This is a genomic window from Glutamicibacter sp. V16R2B1, from assembly GCF_005774635.1.
Taxonomy (GTDB): domain Bacteria; phylum Actinomycetota; class Actinomycetes; order Actinomycetales; family Micrococcaceae; genus Glutamicibacter; species Glutamicibacter creatinolyticus.
Window position 1 is genome coordinate 213762 of the sequence record NZ_VATX01000017.1, and the last position, 20974, is coordinate 234735.

The following is a 20974-nucleotide window of genomic DNA, read 5'->3' on the forward strand; positions in this document are numbered from 1 at the left end:
TTCCGGTGCGGACTACTTCAGGAAGTCCGGCACGTCCAGATCGTCGTTGGAGCCGTTCAGGTCCGAATCGACAACGTCGGGAAGGTCCTGGAAGTCCCTGGAGGATTCCGATTCGGGCTTGCGCTCGGGGATGGCGGCGGCGACGGGCTTCTCGGCTGGCTTGGCCGAGACGCTCTCCGCGGCCGCTTCAGCCGGCGGCGGGGTGGTGATCGACTGGGCCGGCAGCTTCGCCATCGGCTTGCTGGTGGCATCCACGGAGTCGAAGCCGGCGGCGATCACGGTTACGCGTGCCTCATCACCCAGGGCGTCGTCGATGACGGCACCGAAGATGATGTTGGCTTCGGGGTGGGCCACTTCCTGGACCAGGCGGGCTGCCTCGTTGATTTCGAACAGGCCGAGGTCCGAGCCGCCCTGGATGGAGAGCAGCACGCCATGGGCGCCGTCGATGGAGGCTTCCAGCAGCGGGGAGGCGATCGCCAGTTCGGCGGCCTTGACCGCGCGGTCCTCACCGCGGGCCGAGCCGATGCCCATCAGCGCCGAGCCGGCACCCTGCATCACCGACTTCACGTCGGCGAAGTCGAGGTTGATCAGGCCCGAGGTGGTGATCAGGTCGGTGATGCCCTGCACACCGGAGAGCAGCACCTGGTCGGCCTGGCGGAAGGCGTCAAGCACCGAGACGTTGCGGTCCGAGATGGACAGCAGTCGGTCGTTCGGGATGACGATCAGGGTGTCGACTTCGTCGCGCAGCGCCTCGATGCCGGCCTCGGCGGAGTTCGCACGGCGGCGGCCTTCGAAGGTGAACGGACGGGTGACCACACCAATGGTCAGTGCGCCCAGCGAGCGGGCGATGCGGGCCACGACCGGGGCGCCACCGGTACCGGTGCCGCCGCCTTCGCCGGCGGTCACGAAGACCATGTCCGCACCGCGCAGGACGTCTTCGATCTCCTCGACGTGGTCCTCGGCCGCCTGACGCCCAACATCCGGGTTGGCGCCGGCACCCAGGCCGCGAGTTAGTTCGCGTCCCACGTCGAGCTTCACGTCGGCGTCGCTCATGAGCAGTGCCTGGGCGTCGGTGTTGATGGCGATGAATTCAACGCCCTTCAACCCGACTTCGATCATTCGATTGACCGCGTTTACACCGCCACCGCCGATGCCGACGACTTTAATGACCGCGAGGTAATTCTGTGGAGCTGCCACGTCCCGCTTCCCTTGTTAGTTGTGCTACATGAATCACGAAACCAGCGCGAAACCTTCACCCTTAGCCTTAAGGTTTGGCTTCTGTCAAGCTATCGTTATAAGAACGCTATGAGTCGCGCCGGTCTAGTGCAACGACCGCTTGGGGGCGTGTCGTTTTCTACTACGTTCCATCTTTCCAGAATTTTCGCCCAAGTTGCTTCTCCCACACCCACGGCGCGCCAGTTAATGCGGGCAATCCGCGACGCCTAGTAGGTCACCGGATTTTCCGGATTGGAGATGTCCACCACCTTGGGCGGGTTGCTGGACGCGGATAGCTCCTTTAGGAAAATCTGGGCGACTTCGTTCTTCAGCTCTGGCTTGTCTCCCTCACCCCAGATCAGCGTGCGTTTCTTGGGAAGGTTCAGTTCCACGAAGTCCGCCTGGGTCAGCGTCGCGGAGCTCACCTGTTCCAGAACCTTGTTGTCGATGGTGCTCAAAACACCGGTCAACAGCTTGAAGGCTTCGGGATCCTTGGTGCGTTCCGAGGCCGTGATGCCCGGTAATTTATATTTTGCGTCCTTGCCCACTTTTTTCAGTTTGCGCCCGTCCGCGGCCACCAGGTAACGGTCCTTGCCCTCGATGAGCACCGCCACCGGCTCTGCCTCCACGAGCTCCACCTTCAGGGTGTCGGGCATCTGGGCGCGCACGACCACCTCATCCAACGCCGGCTCCTGCCCAATCAGCTCCATCACCTTGGATTCGGAGATCCGCGGCAACGGGGTGCCTTCCAGGCTGGAGAGGCGTTCGGTGACCTTCTGCTCGTCAATCAGCTTGGTGCCGGTGACCTGGATGTGCTTGGCCGCCAGCACCGGGCTGAAGCTGAGCACCAACACCGCGGCCAGGCTGAGCAGCACCACCGCTCCGGCGACGATCAGCATCACCCGGCGGCGTTTCCTCTCCGGCGGTTCGGGCAGCGGCAGGACTTTTGCGCTTTGGTTCATGGTCCTCCCGCCGCTTAGTCCTGCTGTTCGCGCATGGCCTGGACAATGCGCGGGCCCAGGTGGGTTACGTCCCCGGCGCCGATGGTCATGATCACGTCCCCGGGAGCCGCGGATTCCACGACCCGCACAATGGCCTGCTCGTTGTCCAGCACCGCGCTGGGCACTTCGATGCGGTCGGCGATCAGCTCGCTAGTGACCCCCTCGATCGGATCCTCCCGGGCGGCATAAATGTCCAGCACGCTGACCGTGTCGGCCAGGGAGAGCGCCTCGGCGAACTGCCGGTAGAACTCGTAGGTGCGGCTAAACAGGTGTGGCTGGAAGATCACATGCAGCTCCCCCTCGTCGGCGACGGCTCGCCCGGCGCGCAGTGCCGCGGCCACCTCGGTCGGGTGGTGGGCGTAGTCGTCGTAGACGCGGATGGAGGCGACCTCGCCCTTGAATTCAAAGCGGCGGGCCGCGCCGGTGAAGCTGGCCAGCGCGTCCAGCGCCTCTTCGACCTCCAACCCCACGTGCATGCCTACGGCCAGGGCGGCGGCGGCGTTGAGCAGGTTGTGCTCGCCGGGGATGGCCAGGTTCAGCTCGTGCTCCTGCCCGCTGCCCCATTCCACGGTGGCCACGAAGCGTTCCCCAACCGGGTGGGCGTCGCTGAGCCGGCGGTCGGCGGTGTCGGAGAAACCATAGGTCTGCACCCGCAGTCCGGGCCGCTCGCGGCGCATGGTGCGCGCCAGCGCGGCGGCGCCGGGATCATCGGCGCAGCAGATCAGCAGCCCGTCCTCGGGCAGCAGCCGGGCAAAGTCCTCGAACGCCCGGTGCACGGCCTCTGCGGTGATGTAGTGGTCCAGGTGGTCGGCTTCGATGTTGGTAACCACGATGACGTCGGGCCGGTAGTTCAGGAACGAGCCGTCGGATTCGTCGGCTTCGGCCACGAAGATCGAGCCCTGGCCCAGTTCGGCGTTCACCCCGAGGCTGGCGATGTTGGCGCCGACCGCGAAGCTGGGGCTGGTCCCGGCGGTGCGCAGCATGTGCGCGGTCAACGCGGTGGTGGTGGTCTTGCCGTGGGTGCCGGCCACGGTGACCGTGTGGTGTCCGGCCATGGTGGCGGCCAGTCCCTCGGAGCGGTGCAGGATCCGCAGCCCGCGGGCGACGGCCTCATCGTATTCGGGGTTGCCCGGCTTGATGATGGAGGAGATGACCACCGTCTGCGCGTCCTGCAGGTTCTGCGGGTCGTAGCCGACGTGCACGCGCGCCCCGCGCTCTTCCAGCTCCCGCAGGACCGGCAGGTCCTTCGCGTCGCTGCCGGAGACCGTGACGCCGGCATCCAGCAGCAGCCGGGCCACGGCCGAGACCCCGACCCCGCCGATTCCCATCAGGTGAACCTTGCCCAAATCCGAGACCTTGTGCTGCATTTGCTGCGCCATTGCTACCCTTCCTCAGTGTTCTGCCCGCCGGCGGTGCCGGTGGTGTCCTGCCCGGCCGCGCCCGCTTCGATTTCCTCGATGACCATGCGGGCCATCACCTCGGCCGCGTCGCGCCGGCCCTGCCCCGCCGCGGCCCGGGCCATCACCTGCAGCCGCGGCGCGTTGGAGAGCAGCGGCAGCACGGATTGGCGCACGTAGTCGGGGGTGAAGTTGGCATCCTCGACCAGCAGCGCGCCGCCGGCGGCGACCAGTTCACGGGCGTTGAGTTTTTGCTCGCCGTTGCCGATGGGCAGCGGCACCAGGATGGAGGGCACCCCGGCCACCGCCAGCTCGCACACCGTTCCGGCGCCGGAACGGCACACCATCAAATCCGCGGCGGCGTAGGCGTAGTCCATGCGGTCCACGTACTCCACCTGCGTGTACCCTTCGGCGCGCAGCGGCTGCCCGGAGTCATCAAGCACCGGCTTGCCGCGCCCGGTGATGTGCACGGTGTGGATCCCGGCCGCGGCCAGCGCCGGCAGGGCGGCGGCGATGGTCCGGTTGATGTTCAGCGCCCCGGAGGAGCCGCCGGTGACCATCAGCACCGGGGCCTGGGTGTTCAGTCCAAAGTGCTGCCGGGCCTGCTCGCGCAGCGCCGCACGGTCCATGCGGGCCACGTTCGAGCGCATCGGCATCCCGATCTGGGTGGCGTTGGGCAGCCCGGTGCCGGCGAACGTGGTGGCCACGACCTTGGCGGTCTTGGCGCCCAGCTTGTTGGCCATGCCGGCCACCGAGTTCGCCTCGTGCACGAAGATCGGAAGCTTCAGGCGCCGGGCGGCCAGGTAGGCCGGGGTGCACACGTAGCCGCCCACCCCGATCAGCCCCTGGGCCTGTTGCTCGCGCAGGATCTTGGCGGCTTGGCGCACGGCGGCCGGGAAGGCGAACGGGAAGCGGAACAGGCTCGGGGAGATCGAGCGGGGCATGGGCACCTTGGGGATCAGTTCCAGGCGGTAGCCGGCCTCGGGCACCAGCCGCGTTTCCAGGCCCCCGGCGGTGCCGATCGCGGTGATCTGCGCCTCGGGGCGCTCATCGCGGATCGCGTCGGCGATGGCGAGCATCGGTGAGATGTGTCCGGCGGTCCCCCCGCCGGCGACCACAAGTTTCATGGGCTCACTCATGATGCTGGGCTAACTCCTTGTGCTTGGTGGAGGCAGTGCGCGCACTGCCCGGATGGGCCGGATGGCGCACCGGCCGGGCGGCGGCTTTCACCCCGCCCGGGGCTGTGCCTTCTATTCTGCCGTCTTTGGCGCGGAAACCGGGGCCTTGGGCTCGGCGCGTTTCTGGTCGCGCGCTGCCGAGAGCACATATCCCATGGCCAGGGTGACGGCGAGCATGGCCGAACCGCCGGAGGAAATGAACGGCAGCGGCACGCCGATCACCGGCAGCAACCCGCTCACGGTGCCCAGGTTGATGAAGGACTGGCCAATGACCCAGGCCATCAGGCAGGCCATCAGGATGCGGGTGTACAGGTCGGTGGCGCGCACCGCAATCCGGTACATGGCCAGGGCCAGCAGGCCGAAGAGGATCAGCACCAGCAGCACCCCAAGGAAGCCGAACTCCTCGCCCAGGATGGAGAAGATGAAGTCGTTCTGCGCCTCTGGCACATAGGACCACTTCATGCGCGACTGTCCCGGGCCGACCCCGAACCAGCCGCCGGAGGCGAAGGCCTGGATGCCCATGGAGGACTGGTAGCAGATCGCGTCCCCCGGGCCGCAGTCGATGCCCAGCCAGGCCAGGATGCGCGCACGGCGGTTTTCCGAGAGCATGACCATCCCGGAGACGCCGACCAGACCGACCGCCCCGATGCCCAGCAGCAGCTTCATCCGCAGCCCGGCCATGAACATGGCGGTGGCGATGATCATGATCAGCACCAGGCCGGTGCCCACGTCGCGCCCGACCAGCACCAGGCCCAGGATGCCCACCCCGACCGGGAAGGCGACCGGGATCATGATGTGCTTGTAGTCGTGCAGCAGTGACTGCTTCTTCTCCAGCATGTAGGCGGAGAACACGGCCAGCGCCAGTTTGGCGAACTCACTGGGCTGCATGCCGATTCCGGCCACGCGCAGCCAGTTGCGGTTGCCCAGTACGGTGTGCCCCAGCGGGGTGAAGGCCACCGCGAACAGCGCCACCCCGGCCAGCAGGATCGCCGGCACGGCGGCCTTGCGCAGCGTGGCGGGCTTGAAGAACTGCATGGCGAGCATCGCGGCGATGCCCACCCCGGCGAAGACCGCCTGGTTCAGGGCGACGGTGAACCCGTCCTGCCCGCGGGCGATGGCCTCCACGGAGGCCGAGGACTGCACCATCAGCACCCCGAAGACGGCCAGCGCGATCGTGGAGACCATCACCAGGGTGTAGTCGATCGATGCGCTGGTGCGGCTGCCGGACTCGATGCGCCCCAGCACCCGTTGCGGCCACGGGGGCCTGGGCGTGGTGCCGTTACGCGGTGTTGAGGTGCGCTTGTTCACCGGTGTCCTCCCCCGTTGCCTGTTGCCTGGTTAGTTGCCTTCTCCGCTCTCATCTGCCGGGTCCGGGGCTGCCGGATCGGTGGTGAGCGGGTCGTGTTCCATCAGATCACTGACCGCGCTGATGAACGCGTTGCCACGCTGCGCGTAGGAAGTGAATTGGTCGATGGAGGCCGCGGCCGGGGCCATCAGCACCGTGTCCCCGGCGGTGGCCAGGGTGTGGGCCCGGCGCACCGCTCGGGTCATCACGGTCGGCCCGGCCGGCAGGGTTCCGTCCGCAGCGGTGGCGGCCGCGGTGATGTCCTCGACGGGGACCGCCGGGGCGTGCTTGGCCAGGGCCTGGCGCAGGGCGTCGTTGTCGGTGCCGATCAGCAGCACGTGGCGCAGCCGCGCGGCGTGCTTGGCCACCAGCTGGTGGTAGTCCACGCCCTTGGAGACTCCCCCGGCGATCCACACCACCTTGGTGAAGGCGCTCAGCGAGGCGTCGGTGGCGTGCGGGTTGGTGGCCTTGGAGTCATTGATCCACAGGATGTCCTCGCGCCGGGCGACCGCCTGGATGCGGTGGGCCCCGGCGTCAAAGCCGCCCAGCCCCCGGGCCACGGCCTCGGCCGGCACCCCATAGGCGCGGGTCAGGGCCGCGGCGGCGGCGGCGTTCGCGGCGGTGTGCCGGGGAACAATTTCCCCGATCTGCTCCAGGGCGATCAGTTCCACCGCGGAGCTGTGCCGTTCCTCGATGAAGGCGCGGTCCACCAGCAGCCCCTCGACGATGCCCACCATGGACACCGCCGGGGTGTTGGTGGTGAAGCCGATGGCGCGGCAGCCCTCGATCACCTCGGCGTTTTCCACCATCGTGATCGTTTCTTCCTGCTCCACGTTGAAGATCGCGGCGATCTGGGTGCGCGCGTAGATCTTGGCCTTGTCGGCCTTGTACGCCTCAAAGCTGCCGTGCCAGTCCACATGGTCCTCGGCCAGGTTCAGCACCACGGAGGCCAGCGGGGAGATCGAATGGGTGAAGTGCAGCTGGAAGCTGGACAGCTCCACCACCAGGACCTCAAAGCCCTGCGGGTCGCGCACGGCATCCAGGATCGGGGTGCCCACGTTGCCCACCGCAATCGCCTTCTTGCCGGCGGCCAGCAGGATCGATTCGGTCATGCCCACGGTGGTGGTCTTGCCGTTGGTGCCGGTCACCGCCAGCCACTTCGGGGCCGGGCGGCCGGCGCGGGTCTGCACCCGCCAGGCCAGTTCCACGTCGCCCCAGATCGGGATGCCGGCTTCCGCGGCCTCGGCCAGCACCGGGTGGCGCGGGTTCCAGCCCGGGGAGGCGATGACCAGCTCGGGCTGCTGCCCGTCCACCTGCGGTAGCCCGGTGACGTGCTCGGCCCCCAGCAGCACCTGCTGGGCCCCGACGATCTTCAGCGTGTCGGCGCGCTGCACGTTCACCGCGTCCTCGCGTCCGTCCACCACGGTGACCAGGGCGCCGAGTTCGATCAGGGTGTCGGCGGCGGAGAAGCCGGACAGGCCCAGGCCCGCCACGACCACGCGCAGGCCCTTCCAGTTCGCATCCCAGCTGGTTAGTTCGTCCAGACGTTCACTCACAGTGCCACAACCCATTCAGAGTAGAAGAGCCCCAGCCCGGCGGCGACGAACAGCCCGGCCAAGATCCAGAAACGGACCACCACGTTCTCCTCGGACCAGCCGGAGAGCTCAAAGTGGTGCTGCAGCGGCGCCATCTTGAAGACGCGCTTGCCGCCGGAGAGCTTGAAGTAGCCGACTTGGATGATCACCGACAGGGCGATCATCACGAACAGCCCGGCGATGATGACCAGCAGCAGCTGGGTGCGCGAGAGGATCGCCATCGCGGCGACCGCGCCGCCGATGGCCAGCGAACCGGTGTCCCCCATGAAGATCTTCGCCGGCTTGGCGTTCCACCACAGGAAGGCGACCAGGGCGCCGGAGATTGTGGCGCCCAGCAGCGCCAGGTCCAGCGGGTCGCGCACGGTGTAGCAGACCTGGGCGGGGGTGGGGATGGTGCAGGCCTGGTTCTGCTGCCAGATGCCCATCAGGGTGTACGCGCCAAAAACCATGATGGAGGCGCCGGTGGCCAGCCCGTCCAGCCCGTCGGTGAGGTTCACGCCGTTGGTGGTGGCGGTGACGATGAAGTTCGACCAGATCACGAACAGCACCAGCCCCAGCATCGGGCCGGCAAAGGCCAGGTCGATGTTGGTGTCGCGCAGGAAGGAGATGGCGGTGGAGGCCGGGGTCAGGCCCTTGTCGTTGGGGAACTGCAGGGCCAGCACGGAGAAGCTGACGCCCACCACGGCCTGCAGCACGATCTTCTGCCAGGCGCGCAGCCCCAGGGAACGCTTCTTGGCGATCTTGATGAAGTCATCCAGGAAGCCGACCAGGCCCATCCCGCCAAAGAGCAGCAGCACCAGCAGACCGCTGGGGGTGATGCCGGCGCTGGCCCGGCCCAGCAGGGCCAGGATGCCGTGGGTGGCGAAGTAGCTGATGAACACGCTCAGCACGATCACCACACCGCCCATGGTGGGGGTGCCGGACTTGACCGAGTGCGAGTTCGGTCCGTCGTCGCGGACGACCTGGCCGTATTGCTTCTTGGTCAGCAGGCGGATGTACAGCGGCATGACCACCATGGTCAGCACCAGGGCGATGCCTGCCCCCAAAATTAATGCGATCACGCTTTGCGGCCTTCCTTTACCTCTGCGGCAATCTCATCTCCGAGGAAACGCAGCCCCGCACCGTTTGATGACTTGAACAAGACAATGTCTCCGGGTTCCAGCTGCTCGTTCAGCAGCTGTCGTGCCTCGTCGAGGTCTTCAACGTAGTGGGCTTCCTCTCCCCAGCTGCCCTCCAGGACCGCCGAGTTGTAGGCCGGTTTGGCTTCACGGCCCACGACCACCAGCTTCTTGATGTTCATGCGCACGGCCAGGCGCCCGAGCTTGTCGTGCTCCAGCACCGAATCCGGGCCCAGTTCCAGCATGGAGCCAAGCACGGCCCAGGTTCGCCGGGCCACCCCCTGCTCGTTGGGCAGACCCAGTTCGGCCAGGGTGATCAGGGCGGCGCGCATCGAGTCGGGGTTCGCGTTGTACGCATCGTTGATGATGCTCACCCCGTCGACGCGTTCAATGCGCTCCATGCGCCAGCGGCTGCCGGCCTGCAGGCCGTCGAGGGTCGCGGCGATCTGCGCCGGGGCCAGGCCCAGCACGTAGGCGGCGCTGGCTGCGGCGGTGATGTTGGTGACGTGGTGTCTGCCCAGCAGTCCGCTGGTGATCCGGTGGGTGGAGCCGTCCGGGAAGTTCAGCACCAGGCTGAGCCGGCCGTTGGCGTCGGTGTCGGCCTCGCTCGCCCACACGGCCGCATTCGCCGGGGCCTGGTTGGCGGCACCGAAGTACTGCACGTCGGCTTCGGTGCGCGAGGCCATGCGGGCCACCCGCGGGTCCTCGACGTTCAGCAGCGCGGTCCCGTTGGCGGGCAGCGCCTCAACGAGTTCGCCCTTGGCCTTCTCGATGTTCTCCACCCCGCCGAACTCGCCGGCGTGGGCGCTGCCGACGCAGAGCACCACGCCCAGCTGCGGCTTGACCATGCCGGTCAGGTAGGTCAGGTGTCCGATCCCGGTGGCGCCCATTTCCACGACCAGGTACTTGGTCTCTTCGGTGGCGCTGAAGATGGTCAGCGGCACCCCGACCTCGCCGTTGTAGGAGCCGATTGGTGAAACGGTGGGGCCGGCGGTGGACAGCAGGGCCGCCAGCAGGTCCTTGGTGGTGGTCTTGCCGGCCGAACCGGTGATGCCCACGACGACCGCGTCGTTGCGTTCCTTGAGGAACTTGACGATGTGGGCGGCAATCAGGCCCATCGCCTCCACCGCGTCCGGCACGATGATCGCCGGGTGCGGCTGACGCTGTTCGGTCAAGGTTTCGCGTTCGGCCAGGGCGGCGATCGCCCCGGCCTGAAGCGCCTGGTCGATGAAGGCGTGCCCGTCGGAGAATTCGCCGGGCTTGGCAACGAACAGCGCCCCGGCGCCGACCTCGCGCGAGTCGGTGGTGACGGAGCTGATGACCCCGGCCGGGTCCAGGCTCTGGCTCGCCCGCCCGCCGGTGATATCAAGGATTTGTTGGATGGACAGTTCAATCATGGCATTTAGGACTTTACACTCAGGCGGGTTAGTCAATCGTCTGTGCGATCGGCGAAAGGGGCGTGAATCCGTGTTTCGACAGCGCCTGGGCCAGCTCCTGGCGGTCATCCAGCGCAACGTCGATTCCGGCGACTTCTTGGCTAACTTCGTGTCCGCGCCCGGCCACGAGGATGGCGTCGGCCGGGTTGGCCAAACTCACAGCGAACTCCACGGCGGCATCGCGTGGCGCGACGTTGTACAGCTTGACGCCGTGGCCGCCCGCGTCGATTTCCGCCTGGGCGCCGGCGGCCACCTGTTCGCGGATCTGCGCCGGGTCCTCGTCGTGCGGGTCGTCGTCGGTGACGATGACGATGTCGGCGTTGCGTACCGCCACCGCGCCCATGTCCGGGCGTTTGGTGGTGTCCCGTTCCCCGGTGGCCCCGAAGACGATGATGCGCCGTCCCCCGTCGCCGGGGCGCAGTGAACCCAGCGCCTTGATCAGCGCATCGGAGTTGTGGGCAAAGTCGACCACGGCCACCGGCTGCTCGCTGATGACCTGCATCCGCCCCGGCACCGACAGGGAAAGCGGGTCGTGGGCGTCAAGCACCTGCTGCAGCCGCTGGGGGTCGACCCCGCTGGCCAGGACCATGCACACGGCCAGGGCCGCGTTGGCGACGTTGAACAGGCCCGGCAGCCCGGTGCGCAGCGCCAGGCGCTGTCCGTCCCGGTGGCGCAGTGTGAAGGCGTGGCCCAGCCCGCTGGGGGCCAGCTCCTCCACCACCCACTGGGCGGCCGGGTTTGCGGCGTCCAGGCTGAGCGTGGTCACCGGGACGCGGGCGTTCTTCGCCAGTTTGCGGCCGTACTGGTCATCGACGAGCACCACGGCCTGCTCGCAGCGTTCGGGTTCAAAGAGCCGGGCCTTGGTGGCGAAGTACTCTTCCATGGATCCGTGCAGGTCCAGGTGGTCCTGGGTGAGGTTGGTGTATCCGGCGACGGCGAACTTCAGCCCGGCCACCCGGTTGTAGCTCAGCGAGTGGCTGGAGACCTCCATGGCCACCGCCTGCACGTCCTGCTCCCCCATCCGGGCCAGCAGGCCGTGCAGCTGGGTGGATTCGGGGGTGGTGAGCACGCTGGGGATGATGCGCCCGCGAACGGACATTTCGATGGTGCCGATCAGCCCGGTGTTGCGGCCCAGGGCCTCCAGCAGGGAGCGGATCATGAAGGTGGTGGTGGTCTTGCCGTTGGTGCCGGTGACCCCGAAGAGCTCCGGTGTGCCGGCATCGGTGCCGTAGACGGCGGCGGCTGCGGTGGCGGCGATGGCCCGCACGTCCGGGACGATGCCCACCGGCACCTGGGCCTGGCTGCCGATCAGCTCCTGTCCGGCGGCGTCGGTGATGACCGCCAGCGCCCCATTGGCCAGGGCGTCGGGGAGGAACTGGGCACCGTGGCGCTTGGCCCCGGAAATCGCCAGGAACACGTCCCCGGGCTGCACGGTCTGCGGGTTCAGGCTCACGCCGGTCAGTTCCAGGTCCTGCCCGGCGCCGGAGGTGCTCTGCGCCTGCACGGCGGCGCACAGTCGGGCCCAGGAGATCGCCGTGCGGGCCGTGGGGCGCAGGTGGCGTTCGAGCTCGCGCGGTGATTCCGGCTGGTGGTTTACCAAGGTTTCTTCTGTTCCTTACCGACAAAGACGTTATAGGTATCGGGTTCCGTGGAGGACGGGGGCACGTTGAAGGTGTTCAGCGTGTGGCTCATGACCTCGGTGAAGGTGTCGGCCACCGAGAAGTTGCGCCAGTTGCCCTTGGGCCGGTACATGGTGGCAACGACCACGAACTGCGGATCATCCAGCGGGGCGACCCCGGCGAAGGAATAGGTGTAGCCGTCGTAGCCGCCGGATTCGCCGGCGGCCTGACCGGTACCGGTCTTGCCTCCCACGCGGTAACCCGGAATCTTCATTTTAGTACCGGTGCCCTCTTCGACGACCGATTCCATGAGTTTGAGCATCTCTTGTGCTGTTGACTTCTTCACAACCCGGGTGTTCTGCCCGGCTTCGGGCTTCTCCTCGGTGCCGTCGGGGTTGACGTAGCTCTCAATCAGGCTCGGCGGGATGCGCACCCCGCCGTTGGCCAGGGTCTGGAAAATGGAGGCGGTGTGCAGCACGGTCTGCGAGTAGCCCTGGCCGAACATGGTGGTGTACTGCTGGCGGCGGTCCCAGGCCTTCGGCTCGGCCAGCAGGCCCTTGCTCGCCCCGTTCAGGCCAAGCTGGATTGCGTCACCCAGCCCGAACTTGCGCATGTACTCGTAGCGTTCCTGGTTGCTCATCTTTTCGCCGACCATCACCGTGCCGGTGTTGTAGGAGCGGGCGAAGATGCCAGAGACGGTCATGTCATAGGTGGCGTGCGGCAGGGAGTCGTTGATGGTCTCCTTGCTCACCGTGTACTTGTTCGGCACCCGGAATTCGTCGGTGGGCTTGACCTTCCCGGCGTCGATGGCCGCGGCGAAGGTGGCGGCCTTGCCGGTGGAGCCGGGCTCGAAGGCGCGGGTGATGGACACCGAGCGGCGGAACTCCCCGGGGGTGGCCCCCGGGTTGTTCGGATCCAGCTGGGCGGAGTCCCCGATGGCAAGGATCTTGCCGGTCTTCACTTCCTGCACCACGACCGAGACCCATTCGGCGTTGAATTCCGCGCGCTTCTTCTCGGCTTCGCGCTGGGCGACGAAGTTGATGTCCGAGTCAATGGTCAGCTTCACGTCCTGGCCATCCACGGCCGGGACTTCCTCGCTGTCGGCGACGGCGATGCGCACCCCGTCGGCCCCCACTTCGATCTTGCGGCTGCCGTCGGTGCCGCGCAGGCGCTGCTCCTGGCTCAGCTCAAGGCCCTCGGCGCCGACCACGGACGTCTGGTCCTCGGAGTTGCGCACGAAGCCCAGCAGCGGTCCGGCGATGACACCCTGCGGGTACTGGCGCTCACTGCGCAGCTGGGAGATCAGGCGCGGAACCCCGACTTCCATGACCTCGTTCTTGATCTCGGGGGTAACCCCCTTGGCGACGACCACGTACCCCTTGGGCTTTTCCCCGTCCTCGGGACGGATCGCATCGGAGACCTGCTCGACATCCTGGTCCAGGATTTCGGCGATCTCCTTGGCGGCCTGCTCGTAGGTGATCTTTTCGCGCTCATTCGATCCGTCGCGCTTCTTGCGCGAGATCATGTCCTTCTGCTCGCGCTGGTCGATCACCAGGTCGTAGCGGTCCACGCTGACAGCCAGCGTGGTGCCGTTGCGGTCGACGATCGAGCCGCGGGTCGGGGTGATGACCTGTTCGCGCATGCGGTTGTCCTGCGCGGTCTGGGCAACCTGTGCGGCATTGATGCCCTGGACATAGAACAGCCGCCCGGCGATGGCCAACAGCGCGGCCAGGGACAGGATGAGCACCAGCCGCATCCGGCGCTTCGCTGTATCAATGCTCGTTGGGTTCACGCTCCAGCTCTTTCCCCTCAACTTCATTTCCGACAGCGAATCCTGCCGCCATATTCAAGCTTAGAAAGCGATTCCTAGTTTGCCGGGGATTTGATCGACGGTGCCGGGATCGAGCCGCCGTTCAGCTCCTTGTCCTCGAATACCGGGCGCCCGTCGCTGCCCTTCTCACGTGCCGTTTCCTCGGCGGCCGGGGCCTTGGAGGATTCCTTGGGCTCGCTTTGCTGTGGCGCGTCGGATTCGGTCTTGGCTTCACCGGCCTCCGCTTCGCTGGAGGAGCCCGCCGTGGCTTCCTTTTCCTTGTTCGCCTTGGCCACGCGGGCGCTTTCGGCGTCATCGCTGGCCTTGGAGCGGATGTTCTCCCCCGGCAGCGGCAGGCTTGCATAGTCGGCGTGCGCGGCGGCGTCCTTGGAGGCCGATTCGGCTTCCTTGCTGATCTTGCCGTCTTCCAGGTCAACCAAACCCGGGGCGGCCGGGGCCACCAGCCCAAGTTCCTTGGCACGCTTGGCCAGGGTCTGCGGGGCGGCCAGGGACTGCGCTTCCTTCAGCAGGGCCTGATTTTCCTGTGACAGCTCGCGTTCCTGATGACGCAGCGACACCATTTCGTACTGACGCTGGGCCACGGAGGTGTTCAGCAGAACCAGGGTGACGATCACCGCGAAGGCCAGCAATGCGAGCACGGAGACCATGACCACCAGCGGGCGACGGCGCTTCGGGCTGGTGTTGGGCACCAGGGACAACGTCGTGCGCTGTTTCGGATCAACGAACGGAACTTCGCTGGCGGCCACCGGTTCGGGGCGCGCCGATTTGGCAGTGGCGCCCTCAACCACGGGTTGGGCAGTCATAGCTGCGGTCCTCGGCAGACGTCGCGGGGCACGTTGGCTCATGCTAGCTCCTCTTCAGGATGCGCTCCACGGCCCGCAGGCGGGCCGAGGCGGCGCGAGGGTTTTCAGCGATTTCCTGTTCACTTGGCTTCTCGGTCCCCTTGGTGAGGACCTTGAATTCCGCTTTGTGCTCTTCGAGCTCAACAGGGAACCCCGGGGGTGCCGAGGACGTTGAACCCTGCACAAAAAATCTCTTGGTGATCTTGTCTTCCAGCGAGTGGTAGCTCATGACCACAATTCGGCCACCCACGTTCAGGGCGCCCATGGAGGACGGAATCGCGCGCTCAAGCACATCAAGCTCCTCGTTGACCGCGATGCGCAGCGCCTGGAAGGTTCGTTTGGCCGGATGACCCGAGTTGCGGGCAGCGGCTGCGGGAACCACCGAGCGGATGACCTCCACCAGCTGGGCTGTCGTGCTGATGCGCGCGTCCTGGCGCTGCTGAACAATGGCCGAGGCAATACGCCCGGCGAACTTCTCTTCGCCCCATTGGCGGATGATCCGCTGCAGCTCACCGCGGTCCAGGTCGTTCACCAGGTCCTCCGCGGTGGGCCCCACAGAGGTGTCCATGCGCATATCTAAGGGGGCGTCGTATGAGTACGCGAATCCGCGTTCCCGCTCGTCCAGCTGCAGTGAAGAGACACCGAGGTCAAAGAGCACCCCGTCAATGCCGGTAAAGCCAAGGTCCTGGACCACGTCCGCGATTTCGTCGTAGACCGCGTGGACCAGGTCGATGCGGTCGGCGAAGGGCTCAAGACGGGCTCCGGCCAAGGCCAGCGCTTGTTCGTCACGGTCCAGCCCAATGAGGTGTACGTTCTCGAAGCGTTGCAGGATGGCCTCTGAATGCCCTCCCATGCCCAGCGTGCAGTCCACGACGACGGCGCGGCGATTCTCCGCATTGGCCCGCTCAATACCCGGAGCGAGCAAGTTCAGGCAACGGTCCTTAAGGACGGGAATATGCCGCTCGGATGTTGGACGTTCTTCGCCGCTAACCGGCATAGTGCCCCCTTTCGCCGTGTCGTGTGCTGGGATCAGATCCCCCTCCAACCCAAAAGCCGGTGTTCGGTTCTGGCTCCGGGGAAGTGAAGCCAGGGCCGAACCGCCTTGAGATGGCTGGAGATCTCATCCCAGCTGTGCCCCCATGGTTCGTAAAACTACTTATCCAAGTCCTGGAAGTTCGTCTTCATCGGTATCGGAGAAGGCCTCTTCCTGCTGCTGCAGGTAGTCCTGCCACGCCGTGGTGTCCCAGATCTCCACGCGGTTGCCTGCACCGATGACCGTGACCTCACGGTCCAGCCCGGCGTAGGAACGCAGCATCGAAGGAATGGTGACCCGGCCCTGCTTATCCGGCACTTCGTCCGACGCCCCGGACAGAAATACACGTGCATAGTCTCGAGCCCGCCGGGATGAAAGAGATGCCTGCGCGAGCTGCTCGTGCTGCTTCTCAAATTCCCGTTGGCTAAAGACGTAGATGCACCGTTCCTGCCCGCGGGTCAGAACCAGTCCGTATGACAGTTCCTCGCGGTATTTAGCAGGAAGAATCAACCGCCCCTTGTCATCGAGACGCGGTGTATAAGTTCCAAGGAACATACACACCGCCTTTCGCATGAAGTGGTGATTCCGCCATCTTCCTCTACTGTCCTCCACTTTACTCCACCACTCCCCACTGTCAACGCGACCGGAGGTGTTTTAGCTCAGTAATAGAGAAATAATCCGCGGGATTTCGGGCTAGTTTCGCGGGGGTGGACGGTGGAGGGATTTGGGCTGTTTTGACCCAGGGCGTGGCTCCTACCCCCTCTCAAACCCCGATTCCGCGCGAAATTCGCTGGCCCGGAGGAGCAGTGGAGGAAAGTGGGGGAAGATTACCCGGAGCGGTAGAGAGTGGTGCAGAACACGCGAAACACGGCGGGTTAGGGCAACCTTGGAATCTACTTAGAGTTCGTTGCTCGCTAGCTGACGCAGGACCGCCGGCACGGCCGCCGGCAACGGCCATGGCATTGGGGTTTGTGCAGCCTTGCCGGCGCAGTTGGTCAGAGCTGCCAAGCAAGAGGGTTAAAACGAAAAGGCACGATCCATTGGATCGTGCCAATTGCTTCGGGAAGCTCTAGCTATCCCGCTGGTCCCGCTTACGCTGGTTCCACTTTTCTTCAAGACCGCTCATGAACTGGGAGCTGCCGCGGTTGGCGGTCTTTGATCCGCTCTTCAGCGGATTTCCTCCCAGCTTACCCTTGGCGGACTTCTTCAGTGCCAGGGCTACGCCTGCAAACATGACCGCGAAACCGATCACGCCCACCACGATCAGTTGTTGGGAGATTCCGAAGATCAGCGCCCCCAATCCGACAATGAAGATCAGGGCGCCAAGAGCGATGTTGCGGGTCGACAGGCGTCCGCTATTGCCGGGAGCTTTCATGTTGGAAGCGAAGCGACGATCTTCATGCAGCTGCTTTTCAAGCTGCTCCAGCAGACGTTGCTCATGCTCAGATAGTGGCATCGTCTTCTCCTTCCAAGTCCCTGCGTGACGACCGACTCCGTCCTCACCCAGTAGAACGGTTTACCGCAAGATTTTGTTCCCCGCGGGAAATCTCCTACGTATCTCTAAGGATAGTCTTTTTAGACTCGAGGCTGCTAGTTCAGCCGTTGCGCTGTTAATAAGACTTAGTCTCAGCGATGCGGCCCAGGTGTCATGAGTCAGTTGAAGACGGGCCTTTGGGTCGCAATAGCCGCGCTGGAGTGAGCCGCTGGGATGGGAACTTCAGCGCGATGCTGTCAGCGATCTTTTCCGCTTCACGGGTCTTCTCGTCAATCGGGTCCAAGGACAGCTGCACTCCCTGGGTTTCCTGCCCCAGCCGTTCTGCCCTAACCCCCACCAGACGCACTGCTTGCGGCAGTGGCAGCAGACGGCGGAACAGTTCAAGCACGCCGTTAGTCAGAGCCGAGGGAGAATCCGTGGCTGCCGGCAGCGTTTTGGAACGATTAACCGTGGTGAAGTCCTGGTACTTGATCTTGATGGCCAGCGCCTCGGCCAGCTTTCCAGAGCGGCGCAGGCGTTGGGCAACCTTGTGGCTGAGCACCACCAGTTCATCTTCCAAAAGCTTTAACTCGCTCTGGTCCGAATCAAAGGTGTGTTCGGCCGAGAGCGACTTTTCCTGCCGCACGGGAACCACTTCGCGGTCGTCGATCCCCCGGGACAAGCGGTGCAGGTTGCGGCCATGCTCGCCAAATTTTTGCACCATGACATTTTCCGGGTACTGGGCCAGCTGTTCCACGGTTTCAATCCCTGCCCGATGCAGCTGCTCCAGGGAACGCTTCCCCACGCCCCACAGCGCAGAGACCGGCAACTGATGCAGAAATTCAACGGTGCGCTGCGGTGCCACGACCACCAGGCCGTTGGGCTTGGCATGCTCCGATGCCAACTTGGCCACGAACTTATTGCGGGCGATCCCGACGCTGGCCGGAAGCCCCAGCTCATCCTTGAGGTACTGCTTGATCTGCTGGGCGATCCGCACCGGGCCGCCCAGGCGCCGCATGCTGCCGGTCACGTCCAGGAACGCCTCGTCAATGCTCAGCTGTTCGACCAGAGGGGTAATCGTGGAGAAGTACTGCATGATCTTGGCGGAAATCGCAGAGTAGCTGTGATGGTTCGGTTCCACGATGGTTGCATTCGGGGCCAGGCCCATCGCCTGGGACATCGGCATTGCCGAATGAACTCCCAGGGCCCGGCAATCGTAGGATGCTGAAAGCACGACGCTGCGCCCCTGCGGGTGCCCAACAATCACCTGCTTGCCCGCTAGCTCTGGGCGAGACAGCAGTTCCACTGACACGAAGAAGGCGTCCATGTCCACGTGCAAAATCGCCCGCTCAGCCTTATCAGTCATGGCTTAAGTTTACCGGTGCGTACCGACAAATTGACGAGTTCTTCCGGTGCCCGTCCAGCATCTTTCCGCTGGCCGTGAATTCCTCACCCGCAACGTGCGCCAACCCGGCGAGACGGTAGAGTGGATGTAATCTCTTTCCCTCGTCATACAGAGAATTGGAACCGAATGTCGCTGCCCCAGTCCATTGTTGCCCAAGCGCCTGAAGCTGAAGAGCTCACCCGGACTTACACGCAGCGGTTAACCGCAGAATTGGACTCATTCCTTGAGGCCAAAGCGGCCGAGGTAGGCTCCATTACCGCCAGCGCCGTGGCCTTGGTTGACGCCATTAAGGCCCTAACCCGCGGGGGCAAACGACTGCGGCCGGCTTTCGCCTTCTGGGGATTCATTGGAGCTGGCGGGGACGCGATGGACGATGACATCGTGAAGGTGGGTGTTTCGCTGGAGCTCTTTCAGGCGGCCGCGCTGATCCACGATGACCTAATTGACCGTTCCGATACACGACGGGGACAGCCCAGCGTGCACAAGCGCTTCGAGGCGCAGCACCGTGAGGCCGGACTGAGCGGTGATGCGGCCCATTACGGTGGGGCCAGCGCAATCCTGGCGGGAGATCTGTGTCTGTCGCTAAGCGAAGAGGTGTTCGCCTCGGTAGCCTCCGCAACTGCCGATACTCGTCGCATTTTCAATCGGATGCGCACCCAGGTCATGGCCGGTCAGTACCTGGACATTCTGGAGGAATCGGCTGGGTCGGCTTACGACCCGGCCGAAGCGGTCAAGCGGGCGCGCACGATCGTGCGCTACAAGTCGGCGAAGTACTCCACGGAGAATCCCTTCCTCCTGGGTGGGGCTCTTGCCGGCGCCAGCCCGGACTTGTTGGATTCCTATCAGGCCTTCGCGCTACCCCTGGGTGAGGCATTCCAGTTGCGGGATGACGTCCTGGGCGTATTTGGTGATCCCTCGATCACCGGCAAGCCGGCGGGCGACGACCTGCGCGAGGGCAAGCGCACGGAAATGATCGCGCACGCCATGCTCCTGGCCTCCGATGCGGAACGCCAACTAATCACCGAGCGCCTTGGCGCGCCCGACCTCAGCGACGATGAGGTACTGCACATCAGCTCAATCCTCAAGGAATGCGGTGCGTTGAAGGCCACCGAACAGAGCATTGAGGAGTTGACCGCCACCGCGTTGACCGCGATGGAGCGGATCCCGGTTGCACCCCTGGCGGTCGCTGGCATGGCCCTGCTTAGCGATGCCGTGACCAAACGCATCAAGTGATTACTATTCGATAAAGACCGACTGATACACCTACAGATGCCTGAGGAGCATAAAAAATCCGTTGCCCTCCTCGGGGCAACGGATTTTTGTTCTGTTCGGCGTGATTACCAGGCCATGGCCTGGGCACGACGACGAATTTCGGTCTTGCGTCCCTGACGCAGTGCTTCCATCGGCGTCCCGGGCAGGGTGTCGTCCGGCGTAAAAAGCCAGCGGAGAGCTTCCTCGTCCGAGAAGGCAGCGTCGCGCAGCACCGTTAGGGTTCCCTTTAGGCTGTCTACAACTTGCCCGTCCATGACAAATTCTGCGGGAACCGAACGCACCGGAGGTTCCCCGATGCGAACCGCGATGATTTTTCGATCGTCGATGAGCCGGTGTACCTGACGAATATCGGTGTCCAAGGCCTCTGCCATGTCCGGCAGGTTCAGCCATTCCCCAATGAGATTCTCTAGTTCTTTCACGCTTTAAGGGTCGCACACTCCACGGGAGTTGTGTTCGCATAATGAAAACTTGAGGAAAACCTGACCCATTGGTTTCCTTGCGCCCCACTAGTAGTGTAAATTTTCAGATATCACTTTGATAACAATTGCAACACAATCCACAACAACATCATTCTCGTCGTGGAAAGGGTTGCTCAGGTCTCATCGACTCCTTCAATTGAGGAAAAATACATGCCCCAAGATTCGATTCGTGTCACCAAGCATGCGTTGAGTGCCGTCGCTGGTGCAGCAATTCCGGCGGTTGTCCTGGGCAGCCTTGCCGCAGCCCCGGCCCAGGCCTCGCAAGTAGAGTTGACCAAATCCTCCGTCTTGACGCCCAAGAGCGTTTCCCCCCAGACGGTGAAGATCGCTGAAGAACACATCAAGGCCCACCTGTTGGCCTCGCGAATCCCTACCCTGGGATTGCCCGCGCAACGGCAGGTCAAGGAGATTAAGGTGCCGTCGGGCGCTTCGTTGTGGAGCCTGGCTCGCGAATACGATTCCTCGGTCTCCGAACTGAAGAAGATCAATGACCTAGACAGCGACCTGATCCGCGAGGGCCAGAAGCTGAAGGTTCCAGGCAAGAATTCCTCGTCTGAGAAGAAGACCGCGAAGAACACCCGCGGCGCGGCCAGCAGCGAAAGCTACACCGTGAAGGCCGGAGACACCATGGGCCACATCGCCCACCGCCTGGACGTCTCCCTCTCCGAGGTCCGCAAGGCCGCAGGAAACCCCTCCGGCGACCGCATCTACGTCGGACAGAAGCTGAACTTCGG

18 protein-coding genes are annotated in these 20974 nt (G+C 64.8%); 2 read left to right on the forward strand and 16 right to left on the reverse strand.

The features are described 5' to 3' along the window. Positions 1–12: 12 nt before the first annotated feature. The 15 genes from ftsZ to dinB form a co-directional block, all read right to left on the reverse strand. Positions 13–1197, reverse strand: a complete 1185-nt coding sequence (ftsZ, locus tag FDN03_RS13855; protein WP_138178061.1) for a cell division protein FtsZ — start codon at positions 1195–1197, stop codon at positions 13–15. 245 nt (positions 1198–1442) lie between these two features. Beyond that, positions 1443–2177, reverse strand: a complete 735-nt coding sequence (locus tag FDN03_RS13860; protein ID WP_138178063.1) for an FtsQ-type POTRA domain-containing protein — start codon at positions 2175–2177, stop codon at positions 1443–1445. 14 nt (positions 2178–2191) lie between these two features. Next, positions 2192–3595, reverse strand: a complete 1404-nt coding sequence (gene murC / locus FDN03_RS13865) for a UDP-N-acetylmuramate--L-alanine ligase (protein WP_171021260.1) — start codon at positions 3593–3595, stop codon at positions 2192–2194. Between the two features lie 2 nt (positions 3596–3597). Next, on the reverse strand, positions 3598–4752 hold the full coding sequence (murG, locus tag FDN03_RS13870) for an undecaprenyldiphospho-muramoylpentapeptide beta-N-acetylglucosaminyltransferase (RefSeq protein WP_138178065.1): 1155 nt from the start codon (positions 4750–4752) through the stop codon (positions 3598–3600). Positions 4753–4863: 111 nt separating this feature from the next. Continuing rightward, a complete protein-coding gene (locus tag FDN03_RS13875; protein ID WP_249354581.1) occupies positions 4864–6099 on the reverse strand; it encodes a putative peptidoglycan glycosyltransferase FtsW in 1236 nt (411 codons plus the stop codon). Between the two features lie 30 nt (positions 6100–6129). Then, complete coding sequence (murD, locus tag FDN03_RS13880; protein ID WP_138178067.1) at positions 6130–7707, reverse strand: UDP-N-acetylmuramoyl-L-alanine--D-glutamate ligase; 1578 nt, start codon at positions 7705–7707, stop codon at positions 6130–6132. Continuing rightward, entirely contained in the window at positions 7689–8792 is a 1104-nt protein-coding gene (mraY, locus tag FDN03_RS13885) for a phospho-N-acetylmuramoyl-pentapeptide-transferase (protein WP_138178069.1), read from the reverse strand. The genes murD and mraY overlap by 19 nt, the downstream gene beginning before the upstream one ends. Next, positions 8789–10246, reverse strand: coding sequence for a UDP-N-acetylmuramoyl-tripeptide--D-alanyl-D-alanine ligase (gene murF / locus FDN03_RS13890; protein ID WP_138178071.1), 1458 nt, complete (start codon positions 10244–10246; stop codon positions 8789–8791). The genes mraY and murF overlap by 4 nt, the downstream gene beginning before the upstream one ends. A gap of 28 nt (positions 10247–10274) precedes the next feature. Further along, positions 10275–11885 carry a UDP-N-acetylmuramoyl-L-alanyl-D-glutamate--2,6-diaminopimelate ligase gene (locus FDN03_RS13895; protein WP_138178073.1) on the reverse strand — a complete coding sequence of 537 codons (1611 nt, stop codon included), beginning with the start codon at positions 11883–11885 and terminating at the stop codon, positions 10275–10277. Continuing rightward, positions 11879–13696, reverse strand: a complete 1818-nt coding sequence (locus FDN03_RS13900) for a penicillin-binding protein 2 (RefSeq protein ID WP_249354583.1) — start codon at positions 13694–13696, stop codon at positions 11879–11881. The genes FDN03_RS13895 and FDN03_RS13900 overlap by 7 nt, the downstream gene beginning before the upstream one ends. 74 nt (positions 13697–13770) lie before the next feature. Continuing rightward, positions 13771–14538, reverse strand: a complete 768-nt coding sequence (locus tag FDN03_RS13905; RefSeq protein WP_054820650.1) for a hypothetical protein — start codon at positions 14536–14538, stop codon at positions 13771–13773. A 43-nt stretch (positions 14539–14581) separates the two neighbouring features. Then, entirely contained in the window at positions 14582–15574 is a 993-nt protein-coding gene (rsmH, locus tag FDN03_RS13910; protein ID WP_138178075.1) for a 16S rRNA (cytosine(1402)-N(4))-methyltransferase RsmH, read from the reverse strand. A 159-nt stretch (positions 15575–15733) separates the two neighbouring features. Beyond that, positions 15734–16165 (reverse strand): division/cell wall cluster transcriptional repressor MraZ, encoded by a 432-nt coding sequence (gene mraZ / locus FDN03_RS13915; protein ID WP_054820651.1) that lies wholly within the window; start codon positions 16163–16165, stop codon positions 15734–15736. A gap of 514 nt (positions 16166–16679) precedes the next feature. After that, complete coding sequence (locus tag FDN03_RS13920) at positions 16680–17066, reverse strand: DUF3040 domain-containing protein (RefSeq protein WP_054820652.1); 387 nt, start codon at positions 17064–17066, stop codon at positions 16680–16682. Positions 17067–17256: 190 nt separating this feature from the next. After that, the gene (dinB, locus tag FDN03_RS13925; RefSeq protein ID WP_138178077.1) at positions 17257–18450 is read right to left on the reverse strand and encodes a DNA polymerase IV; all 1194 of its coding nucleotides are present in this window, start codon (positions 18448–18450) and stop codon (positions 17257–17259) included. A gap of 165 nt (positions 18451–18615) precedes the next feature. Here dinB and FDN03_RS13930 point away from each other — a divergent pair, with 165 nt between their 5' ends. Beyond that, entirely contained in the window at positions 18616–19722 is a 1107-nt protein-coding gene (locus FDN03_RS13930; RefSeq protein WP_138178079.1) for a polyprenyl synthetase family protein, read from the forward strand. 104 nt (positions 19723–19826) lie between these two features. Here FDN03_RS13930 and FDN03_RS13935 read toward each other — a convergent pair whose 3' ends face one another. Beyond that, positions 19827–20180, reverse strand: a complete 354-nt coding sequence (locus tag FDN03_RS13935) for an Rv2175c family DNA-binding protein (RefSeq protein WP_246049511.1) — start codon at positions 20178–20180, stop codon at positions 19827–19829. 210 nt (positions 20181–20390) lie between these two features. Between FDN03_RS13935 and FDN03_RS13940 the strand changes: the two genes are divergently transcribed. Next, on the forward strand, positions 20391–20974 hold a 584-nt coding region (locus FDN03_RS13940), incomplete at its 3' end, for a LysM peptidoglycan-binding domain-containing protein (protein ID WP_138178081.1).